General features: G+C 72.5%; 26 protein-coding genes. All 26 read left to right on the top strand.

The window, feature by feature from the left end; genetic code table 11:
* The first annotated feature begins 1 nt into the window (after position 1).
* The 26 genes from ACQP60_RS04315 (at position 2) to ACQP60_RS04190 (ending at position 14,855) form a co-directional block, all read left to right on the top strand.
* Positions 2-262: a hypothetical protein gene (locus ACQP60_RS04315; RefSeq protein ID WP_429728704.1), complete on the top strand. Its 261-nt coding sequence runs from the start codon at positions 2-4 to the stop codon at positions 260-262.
* 17 nt (positions 263-279) lie between these two features.
* Complete coding sequence (locus ACQP60_RS04310; protein ID WP_429728702.1) at positions 280-783, top strand: hypothetical protein; 504 nt, start codon at positions 280-282, stop codon at positions 781-783.
* Positions 780-971 (top strand): hypothetical protein, encoded by a 192-nt coding sequence (locus ACQP60_RS04305; RefSeq protein ID WP_429728700.1) that lies wholly within the window; start codon positions 780-782, stop codon positions 969-971. The genes ACQP60_RS04310 and ACQP60_RS04305 overlap by 4 nt, the downstream gene beginning before the upstream one ends.
* The gene (locus ACQP60_RS04300; RefSeq protein ID WP_429728698.1) at positions 968-1,408 is read left to right on the top strand and encodes a hypothetical protein; all 441 of its coding nucleotides are present in this window, start codon (positions 968-970) and stop codon (positions 1,406-1,408) included. Before ACQP60_RS04305 ends, ACQP60_RS04300 begins: the two co-directional genes overlap by 4 nt.
* Positions 1,405-1,566 carry a hypothetical protein gene (locus ACQP60_RS04295; RefSeq protein ID WP_429728696.1) on the top strand — a complete coding sequence of 54 codons (162 nt, stop codon included), beginning with the start codon at positions 1,405-1,407 and terminating at the stop codon, positions 1,564-1,566. Before ACQP60_RS04300 ends, ACQP60_RS04295 begins: the two co-directional genes overlap by 4 nt.
* Positions 1,563-2,330, top strand: a complete 768-nt coding sequence (locus ACQP60_RS04290; protein ID WP_429728694.1) for a LacI family DNA-binding transcriptional regulator — start codon at positions 1,563-1,565, stop codon at positions 2,328-2,330. The genes ACQP60_RS04295 and ACQP60_RS04290 overlap by 4 nt, the downstream gene beginning before the upstream one ends.
* Entirely contained in the window at positions 2,327-2,629 is a 303-nt protein-coding gene (locus ACQP60_RS04285; protein WP_429728692.1) for a hypothetical protein, read from the top strand. The genes ACQP60_RS04290 and ACQP60_RS04285 overlap by 4 nt, the downstream gene beginning before the upstream one ends.
* Positions 2,626-2,964, top strand: coding sequence for a hypothetical protein (locus ACQP60_RS04280; RefSeq protein WP_429728690.1), 339 nt, complete (start codon positions 2,626-2,628; stop codon positions 2,962-2,964). The genes ACQP60_RS04285 and ACQP60_RS04280 overlap by 4 nt, the downstream gene beginning before the upstream one ends.
* Positions 2,961-3,089, top strand: coding sequence for a hypothetical protein (locus tag ACQP60_RS04275; RefSeq protein WP_429728688.1), 129 nt, complete (start codon positions 2,961-2,963; stop codon positions 3,087-3,089). The genes ACQP60_RS04280 and ACQP60_RS04275 overlap by 4 nt, the downstream gene beginning before the upstream one ends.
* Positions 3,086-3,436, top strand: coding sequence for a VRR-NUC domain-containing protein (locus tag ACQP60_RS04270; RefSeq protein WP_429728687.1), 351 nt, complete (start codon positions 3,086-3,088; stop codon positions 3,434-3,436). Before ACQP60_RS04275 ends, ACQP60_RS04270 begins: the two co-directional genes overlap by 4 nt.
* A 125-nt stretch (positions 3,437-3,561) precedes the next feature.
* Complete coding sequence (locus ACQP60_RS04265; protein WP_429728685.1) at positions 3,562-4,224, top strand: DNA methyltransferase; 663 nt, start codon at positions 3,562-3,564, stop codon at positions 4,222-4,224.
* Between the two features lie 144 nt (positions 4,225-4,368).
* Positions 4,369-5,361: a hypothetical protein gene (locus tag ACQP60_RS04260; RefSeq protein ID WP_429728684.1), complete on the top strand. Its 993-nt coding sequence runs from the start codon at positions 4,369-4,371 to the stop codon at positions 5,359-5,361.
* Positions 5,358-6,278 (top strand): hypothetical protein, encoded by a 921-nt coding sequence (locus tag ACQP60_RS04255; RefSeq protein WP_429728682.1) that lies wholly within the window; start codon positions 5,358-5,360, stop codon positions 6,276-6,278. The genes ACQP60_RS04260 and ACQP60_RS04255 overlap by 4 nt, the downstream gene beginning before the upstream one ends.
* Positions 6,279-6,326: 48 nt before the next feature.
* A complete protein-coding gene (locus ACQP60_RS04250; protein ID WP_429728680.1) occupies positions 6,327-6,500 on the top strand; it encodes a hypothetical protein in 174 nt (57 codons plus the stop codon).
* Between the two features lie 156 nt (positions 6,501-6,656).
* Positions 6,657-7,379, top strand: coding sequence for an ATP-binding protein (locus tag ACQP60_RS04245; RefSeq protein ID WP_429728678.1), 723 nt, complete (start codon positions 6,657-6,659; stop codon positions 7,377-7,379).
* Positions 7,380-7,666: 287 nt separating this feature from the next.
* Entirely contained in the window at positions 7,667-8,251 is a 585-nt protein-coding gene (locus ACQP60_RS04240; protein WP_429728677.1) for a hypothetical protein, read from the top strand.
* On the top strand, positions 8,163-9,629 hold the full coding sequence (locus ACQP60_RS04235; protein WP_429728675.1) for a terminase large subunit domain-containing protein: 1,467 nt from the start codon (positions 8,163-8,165) through the stop codon (positions 9,627-9,629). The genes ACQP60_RS04240 and ACQP60_RS04235 overlap by 89 nt, the downstream gene beginning before the upstream one ends.
* An 11-nt stretch (positions 9,630-9,640) precedes the next feature.
* Positions 9,641-9,802 (top strand): hypothetical protein, encoded by a 162-nt coding sequence (locus ACQP60_RS04230; protein ID WP_429728673.1) that lies wholly within the window; start codon positions 9,641-9,643, stop codon positions 9,800-9,802.
* Entirely contained in the window at positions 9,802-10,935 is a 1,134-nt protein-coding gene (locus ACQP60_RS04225) for a phage portal protein (protein WP_429728671.1), read from the top strand. The genes ACQP60_RS04230 and ACQP60_RS04225 overlap by 1 nt, the downstream gene beginning before the upstream one ends.
* Positions 10,932-11,630 (top strand): HK97 family phage prohead protease, encoded by a 699-nt coding sequence (locus tag ACQP60_RS04220; protein ID WP_429728669.1) that lies wholly within the window; start codon positions 10,932-10,934, stop codon positions 11,628-11,630. Before ACQP60_RS04225 ends, ACQP60_RS04220 begins: the two co-directional genes overlap by 4 nt.
* Before the next feature lie 129 nt (positions 11,631-11,759).
* Entirely contained in the window at positions 11,760-12,953 is a 1,194-nt protein-coding gene (locus tag ACQP60_RS04215; RefSeq protein WP_429728667.1) for a phage major capsid protein, read from the top strand.
* Between the two features lie 63 nt (positions 12,954-13,016).
* The gene (locus tag ACQP60_RS04210; RefSeq protein WP_429728665.1) at positions 13,017-13,424 is read left to right on the top strand and encodes a hypothetical protein; all 408 of its coding nucleotides are present in this window, start codon (positions 13,017-13,019) and stop codon (positions 13,422-13,424) included.
* Between the two features lies 1 nt (position 13,425).
* Positions 13,426-13,764 (top strand): hypothetical protein, encoded by a 339-nt coding sequence (locus tag ACQP60_RS04205; protein WP_429728664.1) that lies wholly within the window; start codon positions 13,426-13,428, stop codon positions 13,762-13,764.
* Positions 13,761-14,153 (top strand): hypothetical protein, encoded by a 393-nt coding sequence (locus ACQP60_RS04200; protein WP_429728662.1) that lies wholly within the window; start codon positions 13,761-13,763, stop codon positions 14,151-14,153. Before ACQP60_RS04205 ends, ACQP60_RS04200 begins: the two co-directional genes overlap by 4 nt.
* Positions 14,154-14,157: 4 nt before the next feature.
* Positions 14,158-14,565 carry a hypothetical protein gene (locus tag ACQP60_RS04195; RefSeq protein WP_429728660.1) on the top strand — a complete coding sequence of 136 codons (408 nt, stop codon included), beginning with the start codon at positions 14,158-14,160 and terminating at the stop codon, positions 14,563-14,565.
* The gene (locus ACQP60_RS04190; protein ID WP_429728658.1) at positions 14,562-14,855 is read left to right on the top strand and encodes a hypothetical protein; all 294 of its coding nucleotides are present in this window, start codon (positions 14,562-14,564) and stop codon (positions 14,853-14,855) included. Before ACQP60_RS04195 ends, ACQP60_RS04190 begins: the two co-directional genes overlap by 4 nt.
* Positions 14,856-14,973: the final 118 nt, after the last annotated feature.

Genomic DNA, 14,973 nt, shown 5'->3' with positions numbered 1-14,973 from the left:
CGTGCCCCGCCTCCGCGCGATCGACGAGCACGTCGCCGCGATGCGGCAGCTCAACGGCCGACTCGTCGACCCGCCCCGCGGCGCCTGGTGCCCGATCCACGACACCCAGCGCACCCCGTGCACCGCGTGCGCCGGCGACCACCGGGCAGGCGAGCACCACTCCCTGCCGCCCCTGCCGTCCTGCCGGCACTGCACCACCGCCCGCACCACCCCGCTGCCCACCGTCGACGTCCCGGCGCTCGCGGCGCGCAACGACGCATGACCCCCGAGGAGAACCCAGTGACCACCATCCCGACGCCGCGCGACGTGCGCGGCCTGACCGACCAGATCCACGACGGGCCGCTCGACGCGCCCGAGCTCGTGGTCGCAGCCCCCGCGGGGCTGCCGCTGCGCGACGCGACCCCGGAGGAGGTGGACGGCATCACCCGCCTCGTGGCGTCCGCCGTCGGCCTCAACGCCGACGACCTCGCCCTCGTACACCGGGTGCGCACGGCTGGCGCCCTGCCGCCGGTGCTCGACGCGCCGGCCCGCCGCGACGAGCCGAAGCCCGCGCCCCGCCGCCGCGGCGTCGTCGTCGAGGTGCGCGCGCTCGACGTGACCGGCGCGCCCACGACGCGCAAGGTGATCTTCGAGACCGCTACGCGCTGGTCGATCGCCCCCGCCGGCGCCCTGCGGGTGTACGACGGCCCGGCCGAGGAGAAGGCGTTCAACCAGCAAGTGTGGGTCTCCGTCGACTGGCTCTACGACGCCGTCCCCGCGACCCGCGAGGGGGCCACCCGATGAAGACGAGGATCGGCCGCCCCAAGGTCACGATGCAGCCCGTCAACCCCGACGACCCGCGCGGTCTGTGGACGGCGTCGTGCGCCCACTGCGACTGGACGGCTACGAGCGTGAAGTCGTACCTCTCCGGCACCGAGATGCCCTACCACCGCAGGAAGCACCGCGACGGCCAGATCGAGGTGACCCGTTGACCGTGCGCCTCTCCGACCAGTTCACCGAGAACGAGCGCGAGTACGTCGCCGGCCTCCGCGTCCGATCGTTCTACGGCGCGGCCGTGGCCGCCCACGCGCCCGCCCGCCGGCCCGCCACGGGCGAGGTGCCCGGCCTCCGCACGATGGCCACCGCGCACCTCGACGCCGGCGTCCGCGAAGCCCGCCGCATCGTCTCCGAGGCGCTCGCGGCCGCGCAGCACGACGCCTCGACGACGCTCGCCGGTTGGGTGCAGCTGTACACGCACGCCGCGCTCTGCCCGGGCTTCGACGAGGACGAGCTGCGGTTCGTCGCCTCGCGCCTCATGCACCTCGAGGGCGCGCGGATCCTGCCCGAGGGCGTCGGCGTCGACGGGTGCGTCGCCCTGCTCGAGGGCTGGGCCCACCGTCAGCGCCTGGCCGTGGGCGGTGCGCGATGAGGATCGAACTCGCCTGGCGCCAAGCGGCCGCCGACGTCGACCGGCGCGTCTCTGCGCTCGAGGACGCACGCGCAGAGGTGGGCCCGCGCTGGGTTCGCGGCATCGCCGTTGCCCTGCTGACCATCTGGCTCAGCCTGACCGCGGCGGACCCCTCGTGAGGGCCGCCGGCAGCACGGCCGCCGGCGGCGTCGTCGGCCTCGCCCCGCTGGCGCTCCCCACGGGCCGGTCGGACGTCGACCTGGACGCCGTGCGGGAGCGCCGCGAGGCCGAGAAGGCCCGCCGCGCGGCGACGAACCCGTTCGCTCAGCCGTCGGGCCAGCCCCGATCGATGTCGGCCTCCCGCGCGCTCGCCGGCGCCCTGGTCGACACCGAGTACGAGAAGGCCGCGTTCACGACGCCGCCGCCCGCCCCGATCGCCTCCGAGGAGGTGCCCGTGCCCACCCCGAAGCCCACCTTCGAGACGTTCGAGAAGCCTGCCCCCCGCCGTGGTCCGCGCCCTGGCCAGTCCAAGGCGTCGCGCGAGATCCGCAACCGGCAGATCGTCGCCCTGTACGTGTCCGCCGACGAGGTGCTGACGATGCAGGACGTCGCCGACCGCGTCGGGGTCTCGCTCTCGACGGTGTCCAACGTTCTCAAGGCCGCCGGCGTCGAGGTGCGTCGCCGGCAGGCGGCCAAGCCGACCCCGCCGTCGAAGATCGCCGAGCGACTCGCCGCCCGGCCGGACGCGGCCCCCGCGCCAGCCCCTCGGCCGAGCGTGCGCCGCGTCCGCACCCTCGACGGAGAGCTCGGCCGCGGGTTCATCTGGACCTGCCCTGGTCACAAGGCCGGCGTGCAGCTCTGCATCAAGGTCACGTTCAAGGTCGCCGTCGAGGACCTCGACGAGCACCTCCGCAAGGAGCACTCGAAGGAGGCCGCCGCGTGAGGTCCGCGATCTTCGCGCACGCGGCCGCCCAGTGGTCGGAGATGCGCGCCGAGTTCGACGTCGTCCTCGAGGCCGCCTACGCGAAGGCTGAGGAGGGCTCCCACGGGAAGGTGCTCAACGCCCGCGGCCGCAGGGAGGGGATCGACCCGTTCTCGCTCCTGACGGGCCCGTGGTCGCGCGTGGCCGCCTACGCCGCGCCCGAGCTGATCGAGCACTTCGAGACGGTCGGCCGGCCCTCGCTCGCGCAGTTCGAGCGCGAGTGGCTCGCCGCCCGCACGCCGTGGGAGGCCGCCGCGTGAGCGTTCCGTATCTCCTGCTCGGCGCCCTGGTTGGTCTGTGGCTGCTGGCAGTCGTGGTGTTCCTGCTCGCTACGTGGCGGCCGCGCCTGCGCCGCCACGTCACCCGCTCGTGCGTCACCTGCGGCCTGTGCTGCTGCCCGGAGTGTCGCGAGGCACGCCGTCGTGCACCGTGGCGCGCCCCGCGCGGCGGCGGGTACCACGGGTGCTCGCCGGCGCACCGCACGACGGACCCGGCGTGCGGCCTGCACCGCCCGCCCCGCACGCGCTGGCAGCGGTGGCAGTTCGACCGCGCCCGCGGCCTGGCATGCCCGCTCTGCACCGGCGGCCGCCGGTGACCGCCGCCGCATGGATCGCCGCGGTCATCCTCGGCTTGGCCGCCCTCTTCGTGCTGATCCTGGTCGTCATCGCGGTCGTCGTCATCGCTGGTTGCGCCCGGGACCTGTGGCGGTGGCGCCGATGAGGCCCGTGTCCCGCACCGAGTACCGCGCCCAGGTGGCCCGCGAGATGTCCGAGGCCGCGCTGCAGACGCGCGTCCTCGGCCTCGCCCGCGAGCTTGGCTGGATGGCGTACCACACGCACGACAGTCGGCGCTCGCAGCCCGGGTTCCCGGACCTGGTCCTCCTGCACGCCAAGCGCGGCGGCCAGGTCGTCGCCGAGCTCAAGACCGAGCGCGGGCGCGTCTCCACCGAGCAGCACCGCTGGCTCGCGGAGTTCCGCGGCTGCGGTGTCGAGGCCCACGTGTGGCGTCCGGCCGACCTCCTCGACGGCACGATCCTCGCCGTCCTCACCCGCGAGGGCACGGCGTGACCGGCCTCCGACGGCAGCAGCTTCACCACCCGCCGCACCGAAGGGGGGTGATCACACACGAGCCGCGCGCCTCCCGGGGACCTCCGCACCAGCCCCACTGAGACCAACGCGGAAGGACCCCGCACGTGACCCCCTACTACCAGGACGACCTGATCACCTTGTACCTCGGCTCCTGCCTCACGATCACCGAGTGGACCTCGGCTGACGTGCTCATCACCGACCCGCCCTACGGCGTCGGCGGCAACCTCACCACGACGACCGGCACGCACGAGTGGGACAAGACCCTCGACGTGCGAGACCAGGCCCTCGCGATGTTCCTGTCCGGCGGCGCTCGCGGCGACGAGCTCGAGCGCCCCTACGCGATGTTCGCCTCCCCGAGGCGACTGGACGGCGCGGTCCCGTACCGCGGCCTGCCGCTCGTGTGGGACAAGGGCGACAGCGTCGGCATGGGCGATACCCGGTTCCCGTGGCGGCCGAACTACGAGCTGATCTACGTCTCCGGACCCGGATGGGAGGGCCGTCGCACCTCCTCGGTGCTGCGCGTCCCGCTCTCGTCCAAGGCCGCCACCCAGGAGGGCCACCCGACACCGAAGCCGATCGGCCTGATGCGGATGCTCATCGAGAAGGCACCGCCCGGCGTGATCGCAGACCCGTTCGCCGGCACCGGATCGACGCTGCTCGCGGCCAAGCAGCTCGGACGCCGCGCCATCGGCGTCGAGCTCGACCCGACCTACGCGGCGCACGCAGTCTCGCGCCTCGCGCAGGACGCGCTCGACCTCGGCATCTGACCGCCGGCCACGACCACCATGAGAGGAGGTGAGCACCGATGTGCGACTCCTGCGACCGCCCCATCAACCCCCAGACGGGGGAATGCGGCTGGCTCTGACTGATCCACCCCGCCTGATCCCGACTCCCGGAAGGAGCCGCACCGCGTGACCTGGACCCGCGGCGGCGACAGCGCCGCCACCGACCCCGACCTGATGAAGGTCGCGGGCTACGACCCCGAGGACGACCGACTGCTCAACGAGGTCGCCGGCTTCGTCTTCCGGTGCTACTTCCAGGTCGCGCGACACCGCACCGACTACGCAGTCGACCCGGGTACCGCGATGGCCCTCGGCGGCGCCCGCTGGCGAGAGCTCGTCTCGCACGCCACGCGCGCCGGCCTGATGACGCCCGTCGAGATCGACAGCGTGCAGCACTGGATGATGAAGGCAGATTCCGGATTCATGCACGTGCCGACACGCGCCGAGCTCGAGTGGGCGGCCCAGCGCAAGAAGGACCTGCGCGACCCTCGCCTCTACGTGCAGGTCCGCCTGCGCGACGGCGACAACTGCCGCTGGTGCGGGATCCTCGTCCACTGGACCGGGCCCCGAACGAACCGGTCGGGCGAGCTCGACCACCTGAACCCGGGCGAGCCCGGGACCTTCGAGACGATGGTCGTGTCCTGCGCGCAGTGCAACCACGGCCGCGGCGCCGACGTCGAGGTGTGGGACTCCAAGCGAGCCCTGCGCCCCGTGCCCGAGCAGCCCGTCTACGGCAGCCACACCGCCAAGGTGCTGACGAACAACGGGTGGCCGACCACGCCCAACCACCGCAGCGACGAGGACGGCCAGGCGCCGGCCGGCGCGGGTACCGCACGCCCTGATCAGGCTGTGCGACCCGCGACGCCAGGCGACGGCCCCACGTCGCGCCCCCGGGCGCCCCGGGAGTCTCGGCCGAGTCCCGCCCGAGTCTCGAACCCGCAGTCTCCCGAGACGGGACTTGTCGGGTCGGGTCGGGAGGGGTCGGACACCACCTCTACCCCAGGGGACCGCTCGCCTACCTCGAACGCGGCCCCAGACCAACCTCAACCCCCGCGCCCCCGCCGCCGTCGTGGCAAGCGTGGCGGCCGAGCTCGTCCGACCTCAGGAGGCACCCAGGCATGAGCAAGCACCAGTACAAGACCGCCGCGCAGATCACGTGCGAGCGCGTCGCTGCTCGGATCGCCGAGCTCGTCGATCCCTGGACCGAGGTCGTCGAGCAGCGCGTCCCCGTGCGCGGCGAGGACGGCCGGTGGCGCCTGACGGTCGAGGTGACGCATGTCGACCAGGCCGCGCTCCTCGACCAGCTCGCGAACCCCGAGCCCGGCTCGACGGCGGGCGTGGGCTCGTCGGACCCGAGCGCCCGGGCCGCGGCGAACCTCGGCGGCCTGGCCGTGCTGCAGGACATCGACGCCGACGCGCGGCTCTGGCTCTCCCGGATCGACGGCCGCTGGTCGCACGCCGGCATCGTCGCCTCGCTGCAGGGGCTGGGCGCCCTGGCCCACAAGCGGCCGACCGAGGCGCTGCGCGCCAACATCGCGGACATCAGCGCCCGCCTCAACGCCACGCTCGAGGACCGGCTGCGCCAGATCGCGCGCGCCGCCGGCCTGCTGCCCGAGGACACCCTGTGGAACCTCGACCGCGAGGTCATGCGCTGGTGGGCCAACGCGCGGATCGCGACGACGTGGGCCGACCCGCCCCTCAAGCCGCACGTGCCCTGCCCGGAGTGCGGTGCCCACGGCAAGGTGCAGGTGCGGCTCAACCCGAAGGCCGCGGTCTGCATCGCGTGCGGCACGGCCTGGGACTCCCTGACGATCAACGAGCTCGGCACGCACGTGCAGCTCCTCGTCGAGCACGAGGCCGCCGAGCGCACCGCGCGCCAGATCGAGAGCCGGCCCTGCATGACGTGCGGGCAGGAGCACGCCGCCGGCGACTTCTCCGATCCGGACGTGTACCTCGCCCACACCCCCGCGGCCCTCGTTGGTCGCACCACGCCCGACGTCGTTGGCAGCTTGCGGAGCGATGTCAGAACCTCGGCCTAGGGTCCTGCCCGTACCGCCTGCCCAGACCGCATCGACCCGAGGAGAGCCATGGCAGCGACCGTCACCACGAGCGGCACCCACACCAGCAAGCACGCGAACGCCCGGAAGATCCAGGTGAGCGACGGGCACCTCGACCTGCGCGATCGCACCAACCGCACCATCGCTGTCTACGCCCCCGGACACTGGAAGTCGGTCGAGCTCGACACCACCGACGAGGAGTAGCCACCTCCCGCGCCGATGCGCGGCGGGTGTCACGCGGGCGTCCGCGTGACACCCGCCGCGTTCGTCGTGTAGGTTCACTCCCAAGTGGGTTACGCATGCCCACGAGAGGCCCGACACCGCTCCCCGGTGCCGGGCCTTCGTCGTACCCGGGCGGAGGTGACCGTGCCTCGTCTCGTCGTGCTGCTGTTCGGCCCGCCTGGCGCCGGCAAGTCCACCCTCGCGCACGAGCTCGCAGCCCAGCTCGGCCTGCAGGTGCTGGACCGTGACGACCACCAGTGGCGCAGCGAGCGGCAGTTCCGCGCCATGCTCCGCACCGTGGGTGCGGACCCCAACGCGTCGGCCGTGGTGATCCGCACCGGCGCGTCCTCGACTGCCCGGGCCAAGGCGCAGCAGCTGGTGCGAGCGACGCACGGCTATCTCCTCGACCCGGGCTATGACGTGTGCGCGCAGCGGGTGCGCGCCAGGCGACGGCAGGTGGCGGACAGCCTGCGCGGCGTGGCCGCGTGGTACGCCGCGCACGACCGTGTCGACCGCGTGCCCGCCTGGCCCGGCGCGCTCGACGAGCACAGCACCTGGCAGCCGATCCGCCTCACGCAGCGCGGCACCTCCTACACCGAGAAGCTGCAGCGGTACGGCGCCGCGCACCAGGCCGCGCGCCGTGCGTGGAAGGACAAGCTGCCGCTGCCGTGCACGGTATGCGGGCGCCTGGTCCTGCGAGGCAGCGACTGGCACCTCGACCACACGGACGACGGCGCCGGCTACCTCGGCCCGGCCCACGCCGGGTGCAACACCAGCAAGGGCGGACGCAAGGGCGGACGCGCTCGAGCTCGACGCGAACGACACGACGTCGCGACCGCGACGAGACGACTCGTCCTCTGACGCGAACCGGAAAATCTCCTGACGACTTCGCGAGCCGCGGCGCTCGCGGCGCCAGGATTTTTTGCGGCTGGCCGTCCCCCTCACCCCCGAACCACCAAAGTTTTCACACACGGATCGGGCGGATTTTCGAGTCTCGCCGGGTGTTCGTCCGTGTCGTCGCAGGTCAGAGGGTTCTCCGGCGATGCTGAGAGGTGGTGCCCCCGTGGGGTATGCCTGCGCGACGGGACTCGCGCTGGCCCCTCGGGAGTACTCCACCGGAGGAACTACGACCCCCGGGCGGTGATCGCGTGGCCACGAAGGATCAGGGCGAGCAGGTGAAGAAGGCTCGCCAGACGGGAAGTTCTCCGGCCGAGGGATGGTGCGTGGTCTGCGGCGAGTCCATCCGGATCACGGCGCGCAGCAGCGCGACGCCCATGCACAGGGCCTGCCGCGCCGGCGCCGATCGGCCCACGGCCGCGCCATCGACGACGTCGGAACGACTGCGCGCCTACCTCGAGCAGGCCGGCGCCGCGGATCCTGCCGTCGAGGCGCTGACCGTCGAGGCGTGCCGGATCGTCGACCGGCTCGACCACATCGACCGCATCGTCACCGGCAAGGACGAGTGGATCCAGCTCATGCACTTCCGTCTCGGGAACGGCGAGGAGCAGAAGGTCTACGTCTCCCTCGACGGTGTCCTGTCCGAGGCGCGCCAGCAGGTGACCGCGCTCAAGGGCGTCCTCGCGCAGCTCGGCGTCGGCAAGGCGGTCCTCGAGCCGACGGTCGCCGACGACAAGGGGAAGGCGGGTGACCCGGTTGACGAGATCGCAGAGCGTCGCGCTGCTCGGGGAGGCGCCGTCGCGCGCCTGGGTCACGCCGCAGGGCGTTCGCGCTAGCTCGGCGGACGACGTCGTCGACCTGTCGGCCTCGTTCGGGCTGTACCTGGACGGCTGGCAGCAGCAGGTGCTCACCGCGGCGCAGGGCGAGCGCGCGGACGGGACGTGGGCGGCGCAGCGGGTCGGCGTGACAGTGCCCCGGCAGAACGGCAAGTCGCAGTTGATGGTCGCGCGGATCCTCGCCGGCGCCTTGCTGTTCGGCGAGAAGAAGATCGTCGTCAGTGCGCACCAGCAGGACACGGCGCGCGAGGCGTTCGCGAAGCTCATGGAGCTGATCGAGGCGGACGACAACGTCGCGCTGCGGCTGCGCGTGAAGGCCGTGATGAACGCGCTCAACCGCGAGGCCGTCACGTTCACCACCGGGGCCAAGGTCCAGTTCAAGGCGCGCAGCGGCGCCGGCGGCAAGGGGTTCTCCTCCGACTGCCTGCTGCTGGACGAGGCGCAGATCCTCGGCTCGCGCGCGTGGACATCGATCAACTCGACCATGTCCGCGATGCCCAACCCGCAGGTCTGGCTCCTGGGCACGACGCCCCAGGAGGAGGACGACTCGTTCGCCTTCGACGCGGTCCGTCGCGCGGCGCTCGCGGGCAAGTCGACGAACGCGGCGTGGTGCGAGTGGGGCGTCAACGTCGACAGCGACGAGTACCGGGCCGCGCAGGCCGACCTCGCGGCGAAGAAGTGGACGCCGGCGGTCGAGTACCTGTGCTGGTCGGCGAACCCGGCCTGGCTGACCCGGATGAACCACGAGGTCGTGCAGGGCGAGTTCGAGACCTACGACCCTTCCAAGTTCGCGGAGGACCGCCTGGGTATCTGGCGCGACGACACGGCCGGCCAGCTGATCATGCCGCGCTGGCCGGAGCTCGTCGCGCCGCGGCCGAAGGACGCGCCCGTCGTGGCGCTCGGCGTGGCCGCCGACGTCGACCACGCGTGGATCTCGCTCGGCGCGGTGCTCGGCGGCGAACGGCCGCACCTGGGCTCGGTGAACCGCTGGCCCACGCGCGAGCGCGCGAAGGCCGTCGCCGAGATCGCGCGCATCCAGTCCGAGCAGGGCGTGCCCGTCGTGGTCGACGGCGGCGGCCCTGCGTCCACCGTCATCGCCTACCTCGAGGCGGCCGGCGTCATCGTGACCCGCCTCGACCTGCCCGGCTACGTGCAGGCGTGCGACGACCTGGTGCAGGCCGTCGACGCCGGCGCCGTCGAGCACGGCGGGTACGACGAGCTCGACGCCGCTGTCGCGGCCGCCGGGTGGCGGCAGATCGGCGACCGCCGCGCGTTCGCGCGCAAGGGCGGCGACATCTCCGCGCTCGAGGCGTGCGCGTGCGCGCTGTCCGCGACGCGCGAGGAAGCGAACTACGACGTCATGTCCTCGATCCTGTGAAGGGGGTCACCGTGAAGCGACGACTCACCCGCGACCAGGGGTCCATGCTGCTCCTGGCCGGCGGTGCGGCCGCCGTCGGCGCCGGCCTGTGGCTGGCCGTCGGCCTGGGCGTGGCCCTGATCGCTGTCGGCGTGCTCGCCGTCGGCGTGGCCCTCCTGCTCGGGATGCAGTGATGGGGTGGCTCAACGGCGGCGCCGAGAAGCGGTCGGCCGGCGACGAGTGGATCGACTCCACCGGGACCCCGGTCACCGTCACCACCGAGCGCGCGACGTACCTGACACCGGTGTTCGCCTCGATCCGCACGATCGTCGACTACGTCTCGACCCTGACGCCGCGGTTCTACCGGCCCGACGGGCCCGGGGCCGTGAAGGAGATCAGCCCGCCCGAGCTGTTCCGCAACATCGAGCTGGAGTACGGCACGGAGAACTGGCTCGGTCAGGCGATGTACGCGACGGTCACGGACGGCAACGCGGTCGGCCTGGTCCCAGCGATGTCGGGCTACGGCGGCAACCTGCCGCTGATGATCGAGTGGGTGCGCGACTGGTCGCCCGTGAACGACGAGCACGGCAACCCCTGGTGGTACCTGAACGGGCAGCAGACACCGGGCAACCGCGTCGCGCACATCCCGTGGCTCGTGCCCGAGGGGCGCCTGCTCGGCATGTCGCCCATCCAGCACTACGCGTCCATCGTGGCCGCCGGCCTGTCGGCGCAGGAGTACGCCGACGTCAAGCGCGGCGGCGGGATCCCGCCCGCTGTGCTGAAGAACATGATGCAGGTGCTCGACCCGAAGGCCGCGGAGAAGGTGCAGAGCCGGGCAGTGACGTCGTTCGCGTCCGGCAAGCCGTTCGTGACCGGCAAGGACTGGGACCTGTCCATCGTGTCCGTCCCGCCCGCGCAGGCGCAGTTCATCGAGACGCTCAAGCTCACCGCCTCGGAGATCGCCGCGATCTACGGCCTCGACCCGCGCGAGGTCGGCGGCAACGCCGGCGACTCGCTCACCTACTCCAACGACGAGTCCCGGGCCCGGAACCGGGCGCACAACATGCGCCCGTACATCAAGCGGCTCGAGCTCGCCGTCGCGCGATGGCTGCCCGGCGGGCAGTTCATGCGCCTCGACGTCGCCGAGACGATCCGCCCCGACATCAAGACCCAGACGGACATCATCGGCGCGAAGCTCAAGGACGGCCGACTGTCCCTCAACGAGGCGCTCGCCCTCGACGACCGCCCGCCCGTGCAGGGCGGCGACTACCGCAACGTGCCCCGGCCCGACCCCGCGCCGGCATCCCGTCAGGAGGACAACGCATGACCAGCACCACCGCTGAGCGTCGGTTCACCACGGTCCCGGTCGAGACCCGGGCCGCGGCCGCCGACAAGCGCACCATCGGCGGCTACGCCGCCAAGTTCGGCAGCCTCTCGCGCAACCTCGGCGGCTTCGTCGAGCAGGTCGCGCCCGGGGCCTTCAACAAGAGCCGCGGCGACGGCTGGCCGGGCGTCATCGCCCGGTACAACCACGACGACAACATGGTCCTCGGCACCACCGGCGGCGGCACGCTGCGCCTGGGCGTCGACGACGTCGGCCTCACCTACGAGGCCGACGTGCCCGCCGCACGCTCCGACGTCTACGAGCTGATCCAGCGCGGCGACGTGCGGCAGTCGTCGTTCGCGTTCGTCGTGCACGAGGACGAGTGGTCCGAGTCGGAGCAGAACTTCCCGATGCGGACCCTGCTGTCCGTTCGCCTGCTCGACGTCGCCCCGGTCAACTCGCCCGCCTACGAGGCGACCTCGGTCGGCACCCGCTCGCTGGACGACGAGCGCCGCTCCGTCGCCGGCGCCCTCGTGGGCCCGGCGGCCGCGTTCGAGTCCCTCGCGCGGAAGTTCGACGCCCCCCTCGACGAGGTCCGGGCGCTCGCGGCCGCGGACGAGCTGCGGAAGTTCTTCCGCCGCACGGACGAGGCGCCGAAGCCGCTCACGGTCGCGGACGCCATGAAGGCGTGGCGCTGACCTGACAGACCACCGCGACGCCGGGCAGGGCAACCACCCGACGTCGCGGACGCACCACCTGAGCACGATCCGGCAGGGCGCAACCCACCGGGACCCAACCACCCAACGAGTCCCGGAAAGGGGACACCCATGGCTTCCAGCCTGATCAAGCAGCTCGGCGAGCTCGTCGAGTCGATCGACACCCGCACCGCCGCGATCCTCAACGAGGGCGTCCGCAACGGCAACGGCGTGCTGACCAACGAGCAGCGCCAGGAGCTCGACAACCTCGGCGAGGCCCGCAAGGACGCCGCCGAGCGCCTGCGCAACGCCGAGCAGGGCGAGCAGCGCGCCCGCGACCTGGACGAGTCGTTCCGGCGCGAGCACGGCGACCCCGAGGAGCGCGGCGGCGCGGACAGCGAGTTCGCGAAGTGGGTGCGCGAGTCGCGCGCCGGCGAGAAGTACGACGTCGCGATCGAGTCCCGCGCCATGTCGGGCACGGGGGGCACCGGCAAGGCGGGCGTGTCCACCCAGCTGTGGGAGCACGCGATCGAGTCGTCCGAGATCCTCAAGTACGCGACGCTCATGACGACGGCGGACGGGAACACGATCCCCATGCCGCGCGCCACGATCCACGCGGAGCCGGACGACGCCGACATCCCCGCGAACGGGCCGATCACGGAGAGCGACTCCACGCTCGACACGGTCGACCTGGGCGTCGCCAAGCGCGGGTACATCACCTACGTCCCGAACGAGCTCCTGCAGGACGCCACGTTCGACGTCGAGGGGTACATCTCCCGCAACGCCGGCCGCCAGCTCGGCCTCAACGTCGCGGCCGCGGGCGCCGCGGCCGCGAAGGCCGGCTTCACCGTGCCGGGCGTGACCACGCTCGCCGGCGACACCGCGAGCCTGGGCGACCAGTCCGCGATCGGGCACGGCTCGGACTACCTGGTGGACCTGTTCTACTCGGTGATCGCGCCCTACCGGGCGTCGCTCAAGTGCGCCTTCGGCATGTCCGACGGCGCGGCCGCCGTGGTCCGCAAGCTCAAGACCGCGGACGGCAAGCCGGTGTGGGAGTCGGCCCTGGTCGCCGGCCAGCCCGACCTCATCCTCGGCAAGCCCGTGTTCGTCGAGCCGAACTTCGACCCCTTCGGGGTGTCGAAGAAGCCGATCTTCTTCGGCGACTGGTCGGCCCTCGTCGTCCGCATCGCGGGCGGCCTGCGGTTCGAGCGGTCCGCCGAGGCCGGGTTCGGCAACGACCAGACGGCGTTCCGCGCCCTGGTCCGTCGCGGCGCCGTCGGCCTCGACCCCACGGCCGTCAAGCCGCTGGTCACCGCCGGCGCGTGACCGCCCGCCGGGGGCGCCCGCGAGGGGCGCCCCCGGCCCCCACGACGACCGGAAGGGGTCGACATGAAGGTGCAGATCAAGGTGTCCCCGGGCGGGCTCTACAACGGCGCCCCCATCACCGCACGGGTAGGCGACGTCGTCGACCTCCCCGACGAGTACGCCGCCGGGCTGCTCGCCGGCGGTCTCGCCGCGCTGGTCTCCCAGGAGGAGCCCGTCGGCGACGACGACGCCAGCACGGACCAGCCGTTCCCCGACGGCGACCCGTCGGGCGAGTGGACCGCCAAGCAGCTCAAGGCGTGGGCGAAGACGCACGACGTCGACCTCGGAGGGGCAACCCGCAAGGACGACATCCTCGCCGCGCTCACCGAGACCGCGACCGTGAAGGAGCCGGACGAGCAGACGGCCACGACCGACCCTACGGGCGCCGAGCAGCGCCCGGCGGACGAGGTCGACGCCGAGAAGCGGGGCTGACGTGGCGGTCACCGTCCCCGATCTCATCGAGCGGGTCGGCGGTGACCCTGTCGCCGACGAGGATGAGGCGACCCGCTGCCTGGCGCTCGCGGAGCGGTACGTCACGGACTACGTCACCTCCTCGGAGGCCGAGGGTGTGCCGGAGGAGGCCCGGGACGAGGCCGTGCTGCGCGTCGGGGTGAACCTGTTCAGCCAGGTGAAGGCGCCCAACGGCGTCCTGATGACGGTCTACGACGACACCGGCGACGGGTCCGAGACGGCGCTGCGCGTCTCCTCGGACCCGCTGCGCGGTGCCCGCGTGGTCCTGTCGCCGTACCTCGCGCCGCTGGGGTTCGCATGACGAACGCGATCACTGCTGCGCAGAAGGGCCTGGCGGACGCGCTGACGGCCGCCAAGCTCAAGACCTACTCGGAGCTGCCGGAGAAGGCGTCACCGCCGTTCCGGTACGTCCTGAACGGCGGCGTGACGTTCGGTACGCAGGTCGGCTCCTGGCGGGTCGTGCTGCGGGTCGTCTGCGTCGCCCGACCAGGCACCAACGCCGTCACGCTTGACCGGCTCATGGACATGGTCGTCGAGCTCCTCGATGCCGTCGGCGGTCTCGACGGGTACGAGCTCGCCGCCGACACCGTCGACGAGCCGGCGGAGTACGCGGTCAACGGGCAATTGACCCTCGCGGCCGCCGTCAACGTCCTCGCGCGCGTCTCGCGCGCCCAGATGAAGGAGAGGTGACCCCATGACGGGGACCCGGATCAACGGGCGGGACATGGTCCTGCTCATCGACAGCATCGACCGGTCGGACGAGGCGTCGTCCTGGGCGCTGAACTACGGCACCCGGCAGACGTTCGCGGACATGCGGGGCGCGACGCCCAAGCGCCTCGACATGACGATCAACCAGGATCTCGACCCGACGTCGCTGTACACGAAGGCGATGGCCGGTGTCGGGACGTCGCTGACCGGCCTGCTCAAGCCGCTCGGCAACGAGGCGCCGTCCGAGGCGTCCCCGCACTACTCGTTCAACGTGGTCCCCGCGGGCCCGTCGGGTGACACGTTCATGGGCGGCGAGGCGGCGGAGGACGCGTCCGCGACGCTCACCGTCGACGTCCAGTGGCTCATCACGGACTGGACGAAGGTGACCGCGTGACCACGAAGCCCCAGAAGGTCGAGCACCAGTGCGACCTCACCCCCGGCCAGTTCTACGACACCGTCACCGGCGAGGAGCGCGGCCTGGTCAAGCGCGCCTTCCGGGAGCCGCTCGCGCAGTTCGCGAAGGACGACAAGGAGACCTTCGTCGAGGCGCTGGTCTTCCTCGACCTGCACCGCCGGCGCGAGCCCGACCCCAAGGCCCGCGCGCACGCGATGACGATCAAGGAGCTGCAGGACTACTTCGCCGACGACGAGGACGAGGAGGCCGACGACTCGGGGGAAGGCTGACCGCGGACGCCCGGGAGATCGCCGTCTGGTGCCTGACGACGCGCCAGCCCGTCGCGTCGTGGATGGTCCTCACCGAGCTCGAGCGGCGCGTGTTCTACGACGAGGCGCGCAAGGCGCA

Source organism: Isoptericola variabilis, from assembly GCF_050311655.1.
Classification (GTDB): Bacteria; Actinomycetota; Actinomycetes; order Actinomycetales; family Cellulomonadaceae; genus Isoptericola; species Isoptericola variabilis.
Note: the sequence above shows the minus strand (reverse complement) of the source record. Positions and strands in the feature narration are given on the sequence as shown.

Coding starts and splice junctions, on each gene's coding strand:
- ACQP60_RS04305 (WP_429728700.1), top strand. CDS start 780: ATGAAGACGAGGATCGGCCGCCCCAAGGTCACGATGCAGCCCGTCAAC.
- ACQP60_RS04295 (WP_429728696.1), top strand. CDS start 1,405: ATGAGGATCGAACTCGCCTGGCGCCAAGCGGCCGCCGACGTCGACCGG.
- ACQP60_RS04270 (WP_429728687.1), top strand. CDS start 3,086: ATGAGGCCCGTGTCCCGCACCGAGTACCGCGCCCAGGTGGCCCGCGAG.
- ACQP60_RS04255 (WP_429728682.1), top strand. CDS start 5,358: ATGAGCAAGCACCAGTACAAGACCGCCGCGCAGATCACGTGCGAGCGC.
- ACQP60_RS04250 (WP_429728680.1), top strand. CDS start 6,327: ATGGCAGCGACCGTCACCACGAGCGGCACCCACACCAGCAAGCACGCG.
- ACQP60_RS04225 (WP_429728671.1), top strand. CDS start 9,802: ATGGGGTGGCTCAACGGCGGCGCCGAGAAGCGGTCGGCCGGCGACGAG.
- ACQP60_RS04220 (WP_429728669.1), top strand. CDS start 10,932: ATGACCAGCACCACCGCTGAGCGTCGGTTCACCACGGTCCCGGTCGAG.
- ACQP60_RS04215 (WP_429728667.1), top strand. CDS start 11,760: ATGGCTTCCAGCCTGATCAAGCAGCTCGGCGAGCTCGTCGAGTCGATC.
- ACQP60_RS04210 (WP_429728665.1), top strand. CDS start 13,017: ATGAAGGTGCAGATCAAGGTGTCCCCGGGCGGGCTCTACAACGGCGCC.
- ACQP60_RS04200 (WP_429728662.1), top strand. CDS start 13,761: ATGACGAACGCGATCACTGCTGCGCAGAAGGGCCTGGCGGACGCGCTG.
- ACQP60_RS04195 (WP_429728660.1), top strand. CDS start 14,158: ATGACGGGGACCCGGATCAACGGGCGGGACATGGTCCTGCTCATCGAC.